This is a genomic window from Cupriavidus sp. (assembly GCF_057315035.1).
The window spans coordinates 378661-393088 of record NZ_DBHKYV010000003.1; the positions used below are offsets into that span (position 1 = coordinate 378661).

Below are 14428 nucleotides of genomic sequence, written 5' to 3' on the forward strand. Positions count from 1 at the left end.
TCCACGTCGGGTCACCCGTTACGGGTTAACGTGGATAACGGCAGTCGCCCCCGGTAGCTTTAGAGGAAACTCATTCCCGTGCACCTGGCTCAGCAGACCATTCTGGTCGTCATGATGGTGGTTTTCTCCAGCACGCTGGTCATGGCAGCGGGGCTGGTGCTCGCGCTGCGCGCCAGCGACGCGGGACGCCTCTGGGCCGTGGGCCACGTGGTGGCATCGGGCGCGGGCCTGGTAGTGGCCGCCAGTGTCGGCTCCGGCTCGATGCAGCTTGGTGCCCTGGGCGCGGGCTTCTATCTGATTGGCAGGCTGACGATCTATCGCGGCGTGCGCGTCTACTATGGCCTGCCTGACCACGTCCTGCTGTTGCGCGGGATTGGGCTGGCGGCGCTGGTGTTGCTGGTGCTGGTGACCGGGCGGCCGGATGCGCAACTGCTGCAGCATGGCGTGGGCTACGGCATGCTGGCCATGATCTCGTTCAGTACCATCGTGACCATGCTGCGCAGCCGACGCGGCCGCACCAGTATCGGCGGCCCGCTGGTGCTGGCATCGCACCTGGTCCTGCTGGGCTCGCAGGTGGCCGCGCTGAGCTACGGCGCGGCCTTCAAGGGTCTGGCCATTACGCCATTCTTCCTGCAGACCAGCGCATCGGTCTGGCCGCTGGCGCCGCTGGTGGCCGTGTTGCTGGGCCTGTTCGGCTTCAGCCTGATGGCGATGGAGCAGATCATCGCGCGCAACGAGAACGGCGCGCGGCTGGATGCGCTGACCGGCCTGCTGAATCGCGGCGCGCTCGACATGACCGCCGTCGGTATGGTGGCCCGCTGGCAGCGCGAGGGTGACCCACTGTCATGCCTGGTCATCGACGTTGACCACTTCAAGCAGGTCAATGACCGGCATGGCCACCACGCGGGCGACCATGTCCTGCGCGAGATCGCCATGGCGCTCGACAACTCCCGGCGCGCCTCGGATATTGCCGCGCGTTACGGCGGCGAGGAGTTCTGCATTCTCTGCCCCCATACCGACGAACACCAGGCCACGGCCCTGGCCAACCGGATCCTGCGCAAGGTCAGGGCCATCGAACTGCCGCCCGGCGACGGACCGGGCTGCGGCCATGCCAGTGTCAGTATCGGCATTGCGCAACTGCATAGCGGAGCATCGAGCAGGGAAGGTCTCTGGCGCAGCCTGTTCGCCGATGCCGACCGGGCGCTCTACGTCGCCAAGCAGCGGGGACGCGATCAGTTCGTGCTGGGCTCCAGCATGGCGCAGCCGACCACCGAAGTGGCGGTGCAGCCCGAGGTGGATTGCGTGGGGGTGGTCTGAGCGGGGGGGGCGAGCGCCGACAGCGAGATCAACGCTCGCCTCATGGAACGCTATCAGAGATAGTAGAGCGTCATGATGATAAAGCCATCCAGCGTCAGGCCGTCTTTGAAGTCAGGCAGGTCGCTCTTTCTTGGAAGGCGCGCCTGCACCTCCAGGTTCTGAGTCATGGTCGAGTATGCGTAGGGAGTGCGTGCACCAGGGATTGCCCAGGCCATAAAGGCGAGATGATTTATCCCGTATTCCTCAGTGGTGGCATACCAGTCGTATTGGGTGCTCATGAACTGATAAATATGGCCTGTGGTATTGCCGTCCCCCCGGGAGCCGCCTTTCCGGAAGACTTTTGCTGATCCGATATTACGGTTCCCAGCCGTTCCCAAGCCAAAATTCTGATTGGTACCTTCGGTGTTGGTTTCTTCCAGGGCGGTACCAGGACGACCGTCGGATAATCGCACGGCAAAGCGGGTCGGCTGATCGCACCTGATGGAAAGTGTTATCGGAATGCCTGGCAGGACATTGATTGTGGAATCGCTCAAGGTCAGTGCCCGAATGCTGCCATAATCCACCAGGCCGCTCTTGCTCAGGCTCAAATCGCAGGCTGTAGGGCGAATCGTTCCCTTGATAACTATATTGGCGGTATCGGCAGGGATGGCGGGTAATGCCATCATGCAAGCTGGTACCGTGAACAAGATGGAGAGTGAGGTTCTGATCGATTTCCTTTTATGGCGGTGGATTAAATTCATATTTTAATCTGTCTCGTTGAAAGGAAATTCAATGTAGGTCGGCTCCAGAACCTTGTGAAATAAGATGTTTCCTATTTTTATCCGGTACGTGCGTTGAAAATGCTGGGCGGCGGAAATTTCCAGCACTCGTATATTGGAATTTCCCACGCTCTCGCATTAATCCGGGATCGGGCGAGCAATTTCAGCAGTGTATTGATTTCATTCGCGCATGCCCGGGCGGCGAGCGCTTCGATACGGCGATGCAGTCGGACGGCTTCCGTCCTTCCCGCTGTCAGCCGGACTACGCCGGCCGACGTTCTCACTTCGCGGAAAAAAACTAGCCGTCTACGCCAACGATCACGCTCGACGCCTTGAACATCGCGGCTGCCGGCTTGCCAGCGGCCAGGCCAAGGCGATCGACACTGGTATTGGTAATGATCGCCGAGACTGCCACGCCGTTGTCGCCGGTGATCGTCACGTCGGTATTGACCGCGCCCTTCGTGAGGTTGGTGACCTTGCCCGACACGAAATTGCGCGCCGAGACCTTGCTGGCGTCCGCATCGACCATCACGATCACCGAGGTGGCCTTTACCAGAGCCGTTGCCTTGGCGCCTGCCTTCAGGCCCAGTCGCGCGGCGCTGTCATGCGTGACGGTGGCCACGATCTGCTGGCCGCCGTCGACGTTGATGATGATCTCGTCATTGACGGCGCCGGCAGTCGCCTGGGCGATGACACCTGAGAACTGGTTGCGTGCGCTGGTTTTCATGTTTTCCTCCGATCCTTTTATGCAAGCGTCAAAAAGTTGATATTACGCGCTGCCAGAGAATCCACGGTCCGCTTAATGAAATTGCGTGAGGGGTCGTCGCGGCAAGATCGGAAAATGCCACCCGGCACAACCAAAGGAAGAGTGCGTTGTCTCATCAACCGAGCACATCCCGTGTTGGTCGTCGTGCCGCTGCAACAGTTCACCGCTCTGTACATCAGAACAGCACCATCTTTTATCGGGGTTAGTGCAACCAAGAACCATAATCATTTACATTCATGGCCTTTCGTAAGTTTCTTGTTACAAGGGAAGACCATGAACTCGAGCCGCCGCGGCCTGCCGTTTGCCGTGCCCCAATTCGCGATGTGCGCCACGGCGCTTGCCGTCACCATCCTGTGCGTGCCGCACATGGCTATTGCGCAGCAGGCAAGTGAAGACGGGCAGGGTAGCGGACAGGAAAAGGTTCTGGATACCGTACAGGTAACGGGAAACTGGCTGGGCACGGGCCTGCAGAACAGCGTGAAGACGTTCCCGGGCGCGCGTACCGTGGTCAACGAGCAGCAGATCGAGCAGAGCGGCGCGCAGAGCATTGGCGATGTCATGCGCCGTATCCCTGGGGTGCAATCGACTGACAACTCGGGTACCGCGGGTAGCGCCATTTCCCTCAATATCGGTGTGCGCGGCCTGACGGGCCGCTACTCGCCGCGCTCGACCGTGCTGCTGGATGGCATTCCGATGGCCGTTGCGCCTTATGGCCAGCCGCAACTGTCGTTCGCACCGGTGAGCCTGGGCAATATCGAATCGATCGACGTGGTGCGCAGTGGTGGCGCCGTGCGCTACGGCCCGCAGAACGTGGGCGGCATCATCAACTTCAACACCAAGCCAATTCCGGGCACGTTCAGCGGCGAGGCGTCGGTCCGCGAGAATATCTTCACCGAGGGTGGTGGTAGCAACACGCAGTACAACACGTTCGTTGGTACCACGCTGGAGAGCGGATTGGGCTTGGCCTTGCTGTACTCGGGCATGACCGGCCGTGAATGGCGCAAGGGCAGCAATGACGACGTCAACGACCTTGCCGTCAAGTTTGCCTACGACATCACGCCGACGCAGCAGGTCTACGGCAAGCTGTCGTACTACGATGTCCGCTCGCGCACGCCGGGCGGGCTGACGGTGGCGCAGTACAACGCGGACCCGTTCCAGAACACGCGGCCTAACGACTACTGGAGCGGCAACCGCTACGGTTTCGATCTTGGCTATGTGAATACGATCTCGGCCAACCAGGAGTTCGAGATCCGCACGTTCTTCAACGACAGCTATCGCCAGAGCACGCTGCAGCAGAGCGCCACCGTGATCGCGCACCAACCGCGCAACTACACCACATTCGGTATCGAGCCGCGCTATACGCAGCGTTTCGGGGTGGGGCCCACCACGCATGACGTGACGGTCGGCTACCGCTACATCCGCGAGCGCGGCGACGACAATACCTACAACCAGAGCCTGGTGACCGGCGTGAAGGCGGCCACCACCACGTTCGACAATGCCACCGATGCGCACGCGGTCTATATCGATGACCGCATCGCGTTTGGCAACTGGCGCATCGTGCCGGGCGTGCGTTTCGAGCATATCGACACCACGCGCCAGCAGCGCGGTACCGCGACGCAGTGGGACAGCGTGAACAACAAGGCGCTGCCGTCGGTCAACGTGTCGTACCTGATGAACAGTGCGTGGACGGTGTTCGCCGACTACAGTACATCCTTCGGCCCGGTGCAGAATACCCAGCTCAACTCCCAGACGCCGAACAATCCGCTGCAGCCGGAAGTGGCGAAGACTTTCGAAGTGGGTACGCGCTGGACCGACAGTCACATCAAGGGTGAGCTGACTGCGTTCAAGATCAAGTTCGACAACCAGATCCTGCAGGTGCCGGGCCTGTTCCCGGCCACGTTCCAGAATATCGGCGCCACCGACCACGATGGCGTGGAAGCGGCAATCGACTATACGTTCGACCGTGCCAGCATGCTGGGCGGCCTGAACCTTTACGCCAACTACACGTACACGCGGGCGATCCAGAAGTCGGGCACCACTGCCGGCAATGACGTGCCGTTCTACTCGCGCACTACCGATACGATCGGTGCGCGCTATGACTGGCGCAGTTGGACCTTCAACGTATCCACGACGCACCAGAGCAAGCAGTACGCGGATCTGGCCAATACGGTGGCGGAATCCGCCGACGGTAGCAACGGCCTGATCCCGGGCTTCCGTACGTGGAATATCCAGGCGATGTTCAAGCTGCCGCAGCGCAAGAACACCGACATCACGATCGGCATCAACAACCTGTTCGACAAGCGCTACTACACGCGTACCACCGACAGCAACGCCGGCCGTCTGGTGGGTGCACCGCGCATGGTCTATATCCAGGCACGCGCCGGATTCTGATGCGGATGGCGGGGCGGGCTGCGCGTTTCGGCAACTCGCCCTGCACTCATTTTCCTGGCGATCGCTCCGCCAGCAGGATGGCCACGGCCATCACCGTGACCCCGGCAAGCTGATAGCCGGATAGCTTGTGGTCGAAGACCAGCCAGTCGAGCAGGATGGCAACCGCAGGGTAGACAAACTGCAAGACTGCGACGCGCGCGGTGGATAGGCGGGCCATTCCGGCGTATATCAGCGTGTATGCCAACCCCGTATGGACCAGCCCGAGTCCGGCCAGCCAGATCCACGAGGTGCCCGATGATGGCCAGCCTCTGGTGAGCGGCCAGATCCACAAGGCCGCGGAGCCTATCGCGCACTGCCACCACGCAACGACTCCAGGCGGAACGTCGCGTAGTTTCCGCGCAATGATCGTCACGCACGCGGTGCAGAAGGCGCCGACCAGGCAGGCAACCACTCCCATCCAGTAACCGGGCCGTTGGCCCCCATCGTCCTGTCCGAACGCAGCGAGATGCTCGGGAAGCCCGGTAGCCAGGACCAGTCCACCCATCGCCGCGGCGACCGCGACAATGCGCTGCCGCCCCACGGCTTCTTTCAGCCACAGGCTGCCGAGAAGCAGCACCCACATCGGCTGGAAATGAAAGAGCACGATGGCCACGGCTGCCGATGTGCGCGTGATGGCGTCAAAGAAAAGCGCCCAGGAGGCCACCATCAACGCGCCTGCCAGTAATATCCACGGGCCGGTTTCCCGATTCAGGCGAAGATGGTGCATTTGCCGCCGCTGCCATAGCCAGAGCGTCAGGCAGAGCAGGCCAAAAACGCTTCGAAACCACGTGGCGGTCAACGGGTTCGTGCTGGCGTAATGCACGAATACACCGATGGTTCCCAGCAGCGCATTGCCGGCAAGGAAGGCTGGCGCACCGGATGCGTCTGCCGGCCGTGCCGATTGCTGCTGGGCTGAAGCTGCTGCTCGCCCGGAGATGATTTGCGTTTTCGTATCCATGGCGACAGTCTGTCTCGACCATGCGAAAGCGGAAAGCGCATAATTCACAGTGGATATATTCGATTTTCGAAAGGGATTGCATGGACCGTCATGACCTGCAGCTCGATTGGCTTAAATGCTTCGTTGCCGTGGTCGATACAGGCTCGCTGTCCAATGCGGCAGAAGAGGTGAGTCGTTCACAGTCGGCGGTAAGCATGCAGCTCAAGAAGCTTGAGGAAGCGTTAGGCAAACGCGTGATCGATCGTGGCACGCGGACGTTGCAACTGACGCCTGACGGACAGACGCTGTTGAGCTACGCACGAAGAATCCTGGACCTGCATGCGGAGGCGCATATGGCCCTGCGTGGCGAGGAACTTACGGGTCGCGTCCGACTTGGCGTGCCCGACGACTATGCGGCCAAATACCTCACGCCGACCCTCCGGCGTTTTGCGCTGCGCCACAGCGGCGTCGAGATCGAGTTGAACTGCGAGCAATCCACCTCGCTGATTCCGCGCGTGGCGAGCGGCGACCTCGACCTTGCACTGGTGTCGCGAGACCATTCCCGGCGCGGCACGCTGCTGTTTCATGAGCCGATGGTCTGGGTGGGGGCGCCCCAGTTCGAACTATGGCGGCGCGACCCGCTGCCAATTGCCGTCTACGAAAGCGCAAGCCTTGCACGGCGGTGCGCGCTCAATTCGCTGGCACAGCAGGGGCGCCGATTCAAGGTGGTGTACAACAGTTCGAGTCTTGCCGGACAGCTTGCCGCCGTGGAGAGTGGCCTGGCGGTAGCCGTGCTGACCCAGTGTAGTGCACCCGGCCACCTGCAGATTCTAGGTGGCGAGCACGGGCTTGGGCCACTCGAGCCCATGGAAGTCGCCGCGTATCGCAGCCGAGGCTCGCGCGGCTCGAAAGCCGTCGATGGCCTGCATGCATTGTTGATCCAGACGCTCAGGTCGGCGAGGCCGGATTGAATGAGCAGGGCGCACAGAGTGGAAACTTTTTCCATTCCGCGACGTCGTTATTCGCAACCCTTAAGAAACGAGCCAGGAAATCCAGATGAATCCAGCCATCATCCTTGCCCACCCGTGGTTCAACACCTGGACCGCAGCGCTGATTGCCGTGATCGCGGCGCTCGTGGTGCACCGGATTGGTGGCATCGTGCTATTGCGCCTGTCACGCGCCGCGCCGGTGCTGCATACCATCGTGATCAAGGCCCGCGCTCCCGCAAAGGCCGTGTTGCCGTTGCTGGCGCTGCAAACTGTGTGGCAGGCCGCGCCTGACGATCTTCGCTGGATCGATGGCGTGCGCCACCTGAACGGCCTGTTGATGATCGTTGCCACCACGTGGCTGGTCGCGCGACTGATTGCCGGGTTTGCGCAGGGTGTGCTGGATCGGCATCCGGTGGACGTGCAGGACAATATGGGCGCCCGACGCATTCACACCCAGACGCGTGTGCTCGCGCGTATCGCGATGACGCTGGTCGTGGTGATCGGCGCCTCGATGCTGCTGATGACCTTTCCCGGCGCGCGGCAAGTCGGCGCCAGCCTGCTGGCATCCGCCGGGGTGGTGGGCCTGATTGCCGGTTTTGCGGCCAAGCCGGTCTTCAGCAATATGATCGCGGGACTGCAACTGGCGCTGACGCAGCCGATCCGTCTCGACGACGTGCTGATTGTCGAAGGGGAGTGGGGGCGCGTGGAGGAAATCACCGGCACCTACGTTGTATTGAAAATCTGGGATGAGCGTCGCATGATCATTCCGCTGCAGTACTTTATCGAGAAGCCGTTTCAGAACTGGACGCGCAACGATGCCCGGATCATGGGATCCGTATTCCTGCACGTGGACTACGCCATGCCATTGGCGCCTTTGCGCGCGGAGCTCGAACGCATCATCCGGCAAGCGCCGGAATGGGACCAACGCTTCTTCAACCTCGTGGTCACCGAAGCCACGGAGCGAACCATGCAGCTACGCGTGCTATGTACCGCCGCGTCGTCTGGCCTGGCATGGGACCTGCGCTGCGTGTTGCGCGAGGGTTTGATCGACTTCATGCAGCGTGAGTATCCGCAATTCCTGCCGCGGATGCGGATTGAAGGCGATCTCCCGCAGCGCGCCGCGTCGGCGCAGGCAAACTGAGGCAAGGCGGCGAGCCTTGCCCGATCAGCTTACTGGCACTGGCTGATTGCGCCGGCCGGCCCGCTATCGGCACCGCGATAGCCGATCCATGAGCCAGATCCGGTCGGCGACTTGCGCACGACGGCGGCCGAACCGGCTGGCGGTTGTTGTCCGGGGACGTAGACGTCGAACGCCTGGTCGTTGGCGAGCATGTACTGCATCCACACTTGTTGCCCGGTGCTTTGCGCCCATTTTTCGCCGATGCACTGCGCAGCCGCCTTGGGTGCAAGTTTGCTTTCGCCGATGGGGCGCGTGCCTTGCGTTGGCGGGGGGATGTAGGGCGACGTGGCGCAGCCTGCGACTGTGACTGCGGCGGTGGCTAGAGCGACGATGAACGGATATTTCATGTTATTGGCTCCATGTCGAATCGCAGAAAGCACCGATTGAGGTGCCCTTTACGTGACCCGGGGTGGATCAAGAGGCCGGGTCCGTACAAGGTAACAGTCTAGGCACCAGACGCCAGATGCTGCAATGGAAACTTCACGCCCGCCGATGCGACTGCCGCGCCGAAGCAGGGCCGCAGGTTGGCTCAGGCCGGTGCGCGCAGCGCCAGATTCAGTTGGTCGACCGCTTCCGCCCAGTCAGCATCCTCGATCAGTTCGTCACGCAACAGCGAGGCCTGGGCCGGCGTCCAGAATGATGCTTCCGGAAGCTCGACATCTGGCGGTAGCGGCGAATGCTTTGCAATGAAAGCACGGATGTCGGATTCGTCGGATGGCAAGCCCAACTGCGCGAACAGATCGGAGAATTGGTGGAACGGGGTGTCCATGTGAAACCTCCAGGTGAGCAAGGATATGGCGGCGCAGATTGCCGCCGCCGCTTGCTACAGGATAGCAGCGCTATTTCCAAACGCTTCAGCGATTGATCTGCTGGACGGCACGATCGCGCTGCTGCTGCGCATCCTTGAGCAGGCGATAGGAGGCGTAGTACTTGTAGATGTTCCTCACATATGTGGTGGTTTCGATGCCGATCTTTTCCGCCACGACGATCTCGACGTTGTTGAACCAGACGTCCGGGTTGAGCCCGCGTTCCGCCGCCAGCTTGCGCATCTTCGCGATATTCCCGGGCCCGGCGTTATAGCTGGCAAACGCAAACAGTGGCCGGTCCACTTCAGAGAACCTGGCATCCTGGAAGTAGCGTGTCATCAGTTGGTCAAGATATTTTGCGCCGGCATGGATGTTCGCCTCCGCGACCTTGATGTCGCCGACACCGAGCTCCTTTCCTGTTGCCGGCATCAACTGCATGATCCCGACCGCTCCTACCCGGCTCTTCGCGTCCTGTTTGAGCTGCGACTCCTGAAAGCCCTGGGCCGCCAGCATCAACGGATCGAAGTTGTATTGCTGGCCAAATTTCTCAAAGAAGGCCACGGTCAGTTCGAATCGCTTGAGTTCGGCGCTTTCCGCGTTGTTGTGGATCTGCTTGATGCCTTGCATGTACTGCTTCAGGCGGATCTGGGCGATGCTCTGCTTCCTGATGAAGTTCTCATAGAAGTCGCCGATGAATGCTTTCAACTGCGGGCTTTGCTTGCGAATCGCCCAGCCTACGTTGCCGCCTTCGCGCACCGCGATCTTCTCATTCACCTTGACCTGGGGCAGCATCTGCGCCCACATGCGGGCCTTCCAGTCGTCGACTACCAGGATCTGAAGCAGGCCGACGTTCAACATCTCCATCGCATCCTCATCCTCGAGTGCATCTGGCAGCAGCGCGAGCCGAATTGGCGGCTTGCCGGATTTTTGAAAGCGGCTGTTCAAGGCGGTAAGACTCTCGTAATAGCTGCTTTGCCGGCGCACATGCACGGTCTTGCCGCTCAGATCGTCGACGGTGGACAAGGCCGGTGACTTTGGGCCGGTCAGCACCAGCTCCCGGGTAGGCGTGAGCGCATGCGCGGTAACGAAATCGACCTGGTTCAGCCGCTCCTGGGTGACCGTCAGGTTGCCGGCGGCAATATCGCCTAGGCCTTCGTTGAGGCCTGGCAGCAGGCGGTCTCGCGTGGTGGGAATGATCACGACCGTGATCGGACGCTTGCCAAGCCGATCCGCATAGGTCTTGTTGATAAACCGTTCGAAGTCCCGCACGAAGTCCGCGGTGAGGCCGCGCTCATGTCCGCGGTCATTGAAATACAAGGTGCGACTGAAGGGCACCAATACGCGAATCAGGCGGCGCTCGATCATCGCGTCAAGGTCGCCACGCCAGGGCTTGACGGTCAGGTTCAGTTGTCGCGAGGGGTTTGCCGGTGCCGTGGGGGGTACCGCGGCAGGAGTGGTCGCGGATGAGGCCGCGGACGCGTTTGGCAACACTGCGGCATATATCGCGCTCGACACCCAGAGCGCAACGCCGAGGAGGCTGGGCAGCAGCCAAGCGCGCGTAGATTGCATCACATGCACCGATGGTATTGCGAGCCTGCCTTTCGCGGTCCGTCAGTCTGGATGGCGGTGGGGCTCTCTTACAGCATAGCCGCGCAAGAAGCCGCTTCAAGGATCGGCATCGCGCATGGTGCTGCGCTGCGGTTTGGGTTACAGCAGGCGCTCCGCCTCATCGAGCAGTGCCAGCGCGGATAGCATGTCGGCGCGCGCGATGGTTACCAGTGTGAAGGTTCGCACCAGGGGTGGATCGCCGGGGACGTGTGCGGTGAGCAGTTCCAGTTCGCAGGCCGGAGCCGGATTATCCGGCGCGAGCAGCACATTTGTGGCACTGAGCCGCACGTTGTCGTGATCGATAGTAAAACTGGTGTGGGCGTCCATAAGTGTCTCGCCCAGGCACGCCAGTTGACGTTCGAGGGCCCCGGCGCCAACCGCAACCTGCGAGAGTTCGTGCTCGTTGCTGGCAATCTGCTCGCGTAGCCTGGCCGCCTCCGCAGGGCTGGTCTCGCCATCGCTGCCGACCACCGAACGCATCCCCATGCCTTGCCGTTCGAGCAGGCGCAGGCGTGCCACGAGCAGTGTCTGTTCCCGGTCGAGCACATCGCGCCGGGATTTTCCGGCAGCAAAACGGGCCAGGCCTTCCAGTGCCAACTGATCGAAGATGCGTCGCACAATCTCTGCGCGCAGGGCCGCATCGGTGTCGGAGATGATCCTGACCTTGTGATCGCTGAAGCAGATGTTGGTCTGTGGCACGTCGGAACGCATGACTTCGCCTTCCAGCGCCACCCCCAACGTGGTGCGTCTTGTCATGGCCATCCCGAGCACCGCATAGGCCGTTTGCGTCTGCGGTGACTGGTCAAAGAACTCGCGCAGTTCCGGAGACCGGCTCAAGGTTGGCGCAACGTCGCGCGGCGTGCCGAAGAAAGCATGAATACAGGCGTCGGATCCCCATGTATGCGCCGTGGCTTGATGGGGATTGGGAAGGCAGCGGACGAGTTCACGTACATAATCCAGCGCATGCTCCAGCGCGGGTTGAAGCTGGCGCTGATAGTGCGATACAAACCGCAAGCGAGGATTGAGCCGGGTTACGCGCTCGGCGAGTTCGGCAATGTCGCGAGCGTCGTGCGACGCCGCCCGCGTTGTGCGTCGGTGCACCCACCCCATGAAATCCATGAGTCTGCCCCCGCATTGTTTCAGTACGCCATGCTGTCCTTGAAGTGTAGTCAAAACAGGCCGGAAACACTGGAATGCCCGTGGAGATAACCGACAGCATCTGAAACACTGTAGTTTTTCTCCCCTCTCCCGCCTGTGCGGGAAAGGGGAGAAAACCGAGGGTGTTCTACAGCGCCAGAACAATCTTTCCGCCGTTCACTGCGCGTGAGCAGCAAGACATCATGCGGTTGTTCGCTTCGCGCTCGGTGCGTGTCAGCACCACGTCGCGGTGATCCACGTCGCCGGCCAGCACGCGTATTTCGCATGACCCGCACAGACCTTCTTCGCAATCGCTCTGTACGTCGATATTGGCGCAGCGTAGCGCCGTAAGCAGCGTCTGATCGGCGGGGACGTCCAGCGTCAGGCCGGAATCTTTCAATTCCACCGTGAATGCCTGTTCTTGCGCGGGATCCAGCGTGCCCAGCGTGGAACTGAAATGCTCCACGTGCAGCGTGTCTTCGGGCCAGTTCGCGCAGCAGGCTTCCAGTGCTTCGATCATGCGGGCCGGGCCACACGCGTAGATATGTGTGTCGGCATCGGGTGTGGCCAGGATCTGTTGAAAATTGGCGCGGCGGCCTTCGTCGCTGGCGTGGACATGCAGGCGGGAACCATGCAGCGCGGCCAGTTCATCGAGCATGGCCATACCTGTGCGAGATCTTCCGCAGTAGTGGAACGCGTAGTCGATGCCGAGCTCCTGCGCACGGCGAGCCATCGCACTGACCGGGGTCACGCCGATGCCCCCAGCGATGAAGATCGCCTTGCGGTGGGTTTCATCGAGCCGGAAATGGTTGCGTGGACCGCGCACCTTGAGCTTGTCGCCCGCGCGCAGGCTGCCGTGGATCCATGCCGAGCCGCCACGGCTGGCCGGCTCGCGCAGGACCGCGATCTCGAAGGTGCCGACATCGGCCGGGTCGCCGCAAAGCGAATACTGGCGTGAGATGCCGGTATTGCCGCATTCGACGTCGATATGCGATCCCGGTGACCAGCGCGGCAGCGCGCGGCCGTCCTGTGCCACCAGCCGCAGGCGCAGCACGTCTTGTGCGGCGGGTTCCAGCGCCGCCACGACCAGCGTGCGGCCAATGGTCTTGCCCGTGGGCTCGCCAATGCGCACCGCATCGCGCGGTGCCAGCACCGCCGGGTTGGCACGTTCAGGGTTCCGTGCCGGGTCCCATTCCACCCACAGATGCTCGGGGCCGCGGAACGAGGTATTGGGCACATAGGTGAAACGCTGCTCGGCCAGCCGCATATGGGGCAGCCGGCTGGTCAGTTCTTCGAGGAAGATCTGCATTTCCATGCGCGCCAGGTTCTTGCCCATGCACTGGTGCGCGCCATAGCCGAATGTCAGCTGGTCGCTGGCATTGTCGCGATGGATGTCGAAGAGATCGGCATCGGCAAAATGCCGTTCGTCGTGGTTGGCCGATGACGTGACGATCAGCAGCTTGCTACCGGCGGCCAGCCGGATGCCGCCCACTTCGGTATCGCGGGTCACGATGCGGCGCCACGCAGCCACCGAGCCGTTGTGTCGCAGGCATTCCTCCACGGCATTCGGAATCAGGGCCGGGTCGGCGCAGATCTCGCGCCAGACGTCGGGATGCTGCAGCAGCAGCTTGAGGGCGTTGGCCGATGCATTGGCGGTGGTCTCGTGCGCGGCCACGATGCCGGCCATCATCATCGAGTGCAGATAGGAATCGGTGACCACCTCGGGCAGTTCGCGCTGGCGACGCAGGCCATACTGCATCCAGCCCGGGCCAGACGGATCTTCGCGCATCTTGTCGAGGATGCGGCCCGCCAGTTGCCAGAAGTTGCCCACGGCATGCGCCACGGCCACCTGTTCCTCGGGCTTGGGACGGCCCCATGTGTTCACGGTGTGGGCGATCGAGTACTGGCGCAGCAGGTCCATGTCTTCCTCGGGCACGCCGAGGAAATGCAGCGCCACCGTCAGTGGCACTTCCCAGAGCATCTGGTCCACCAGGTCGGCGCGGCCGTCGTTGACAAAGCGGTCGACGTATTCCCGCGCCAGCCGTCGCACCATCGGTTCGTGGTGCGCAAGTTCGGCCGGCGTGAACGGTTCCATCAGCGCACGGCGGCGCGGCATGTGCGCGGGCTCGTCCTCGTTGACCAGCGTGCGGTTCATCGCGTAGCCATACGATGCCAGCACCGCATTGGCGGCCTCGCCGGTGGGCGTGATCTTCTCCAGCGCGATGGCGGGGCTGAAGGTGAGGTTGTCGCGGAAGATCGCCTTGATGTCGTCAAAGCGTGTCACCACCCAGTAACCGAGCTTCGGGCTGAAGAACACCGGCTCCTGTTCGCGCGACCAGCGCACATAGTCGGGCGGGTCCTGCTGGTAGCCGTCTTCGAACGGATCGAATGCCGCGGCATTGTGGCTGATCGGACAGCCATTGGGCGCGCGCAAGGCGCTATGGTCGATCGGACAACCCCCGTTGCGGGGGCTCGTCGTGGCGGACTGGTTCATGCGTAA

General features: G+C 61.9%; 12 protein-coding genes. 4 read left to right on the plus strand and 8 right to left on the minus strand.

All coding sequences use genetic code 11. The annotated features are described in order from the left end of the window. Nucleotides 1-78 precede the first annotated feature (78 nt). Entirely contained in the window at nt 79-1317 is a 1239-nt protein-coding gene (locus ACO550_RS08130; RefSeq protein ID WP_315593529.1) for a diguanylate cyclase, read from the plus strand. A 53-nt stretch (nt 1318-1370) separates the two neighbouring features. Here the strand turns inward: ACO550_RS08130 and ACO550_RS08135 are convergent, their stop codons facing one another. Further along, nucleotides 1371-1982 (minus strand): DUF1120 domain-containing protein, encoded by a 612-nt coding sequence (locus tag ACO550_RS08135; RefSeq protein WP_315593528.1) that lies wholly within the window; start codon nt 1980-1982, stop codon nt 1371-1373. A gap of 391 nt (nt 1983-2373) precedes the next feature. After that, nucleotides 2374-2802, minus strand: a complete 429-nt coding sequence (locus ACO550_RS08140; protein ID WP_315593527.1) for a TOBE domain-containing protein — start codon at nt 2800-2802, stop codon at nt 2374-2376. A 312-nt stretch (nt 2803-3114) separates the two neighbouring features. On the opposite strand from ACO550_RS08140, the gene ACO550_RS08145 reads away from it, so the two are divergent. Beyond that, nucleotides 3115-5232, plus strand: coding sequence for a TonB-dependent siderophore receptor (locus tag ACO550_RS08145; protein ID WP_315593526.1), 2118 nt, complete (start codon nt 3115-3117; stop codon nt 5230-5232). Between the two features lie 46 nt (nt 5233-5278). On the opposite strand, the gene ACO550_RS08150 is transcribed toward ACO550_RS08145, so the two are convergent. After that, nucleotides 5279-6229 carry an EamA family transporter gene (locus ACO550_RS08150; RefSeq protein ID WP_315593525.1) on the minus strand — a complete coding sequence of 317 codons (951 nt, stop codon included), beginning with the start codon at nt 6227-6229 and terminating at the stop codon, nt 5279-5281. A gap of 80 nt (nt 6230-6309) precedes the next feature. Between ACO550_RS08150 and ACO550_RS08155 the strand changes: the two genes are divergently transcribed. Together ACO550_RS08155 and ACO550_RS08160 are read left to right on the plus strand one after the other, a co-directional pair. Beyond that, nucleotides 6310-7179 carry a LysR substrate-binding domain-containing protein gene (locus tag ACO550_RS08155; protein ID WP_315593524.1) on the plus strand — a complete coding sequence of 290 codons (870 nt, stop codon included), beginning with the start codon at nt 6310-6312 and terminating at the stop codon, nt 7177-7179. A gap of 85 nt (nt 7180-7264) precedes the next feature. After that, nucleotides 7265-8338: a mechanosensitive ion channel family protein gene (locus tag ACO550_RS08160; protein ID WP_315593523.1), complete on the plus strand. Its 1074-nt coding sequence runs from the start codon at nt 7265-7267 to the stop codon at nt 8336-8338. A 29-nt stretch (nt 8339-8367) separates the two neighbouring features. Here ACO550_RS08160 and ACO550_RS08165 read toward each other — a convergent pair whose 3' ends face one another. The 5 genes from ACO550_RS08165 to ACO550_RS08185 all read right to left on the minus strand — a co-directional run bounded on the left by ACO550_RS08165 (nt 8368) and on the right by ACO550_RS08185 (nt 14422). After that, entirely contained in the window at nt 8368-8724 is a 357-nt protein-coding gene (locus tag ACO550_RS08165) for a hypothetical protein (protein ID WP_315593522.1), read from the minus strand. A 182-nt stretch (nt 8725-8906) separates the two neighbouring features. Further along, nucleotides 8907-9146, minus strand: a complete 240-nt coding sequence (locus ACO550_RS08170; protein WP_315593521.1) for a DUF2789 family protein — start codon at nt 9144-9146, stop codon at nt 8907-8909. A gap of 85 nt (nt 9147-9231) precedes the next feature. After that, nucleotides 9232-10752, minus strand: a complete 1521-nt coding sequence (locus tag ACO550_RS08175) for an MltF family protein (RefSeq protein WP_315593520.1) — start codon at nt 10750-10752, stop codon at nt 9232-9234. A 138-nt stretch (nt 10753-10890) separates the two neighbouring features. Next, complete coding sequence (locus ACO550_RS08180) at nt 10891-11901, minus strand: hypothetical protein (RefSeq protein WP_315593591.1); 1011 nt, start codon at nt 11899-11901, stop codon at nt 10891-10893. Between the two features lie 175 nt (nt 11902-12076). Beyond that, nucleotides 12077-14422, minus strand: a complete 2346-nt coding sequence (locus ACO550_RS08185) for a cytochrome P450 (protein ID WP_315593519.1) — start codon at nt 14420-14422, stop codon at nt 12077-12079. Between the last annotated feature and the right edge of the window lie 6 nt (nt 14423-14428).

Bases quoted from the DNA above. Each gene is read 5' to 3' on its own strand.
- ACO550_RS08135 (WP_315593528.1), bottom strand. From the start codon at position 1,982: ATGATGGCATTACCCGCCATCCCTGCCGATACCGCCAATATAGTTATC.
- ACO550_RS08140 (WP_315593527.1), bottom strand. From the start codon at position 2,802: ATGAAAACCAGCGCACGCAACCAGTTCTCAGGTGTCATCGCCCAGGCG.
- ACO550_RS08145 (WP_315593526.1), top strand. From the start codon at position 3,115: ATGAACTCGAGCCGCCGCGGCCTGCCGTTTGCCGTGCCCCAATTCGCG.
- ACO550_RS08150 (WP_315593525.1), bottom strand. From the start codon at position 6,229: ATGGATACGAAAACGCAAATCATCTCCGGGCGAGCAGCAGCTTCAGCC.
- ACO550_RS08155 (WP_315593524.1), top strand. From the start codon at position 6,310: ATGGACCGTCATGACCTGCAGCTCGATTGGCTTAAATGCTTCGTTGCC.
- ACO550_RS08160 (WP_315593523.1), top strand. From the start codon at position 7,265: ATGAATCCAGCCATCATCCTTGCCCACCCGTGGTTCAACACCTGGACC.
- ACO550_RS08165 (WP_315593522.1), bottom strand. From the start codon at position 8,724: ATGAAATATCCGTTCATCGTCGCTCTAGCCACCGCCGCAGTCACAGTC.
- ACO550_RS08170 (WP_315593521.1), bottom strand. From the start codon at position 9,146: ATGGACACCCCGTTCCACCAATTCTCCGATCTGTTCGCGCAGTTGGGC.
- ACO550_RS08175 (WP_315593520.1), bottom strand. From the start codon at position 10,752: ATGCAATCTACGCGCGCTTGGCTGCTGCCCAGCCTCCTCGGCGTTGCG.
- ACO550_RS08180 (WP_315593591.1), bottom strand. From the start codon at position 11,901: ATGGGGTGGGTGCACCGACGCACAACGCGGGCGGCGTCGCACGACGCT.
- ACO550_RS08185 (WP_315593519.1), bottom strand. From the start codon at position 14,422: ATGAACCAGTCCGCCACGACGAGCCCCCGCAACGGGGGTTGTCCGATC.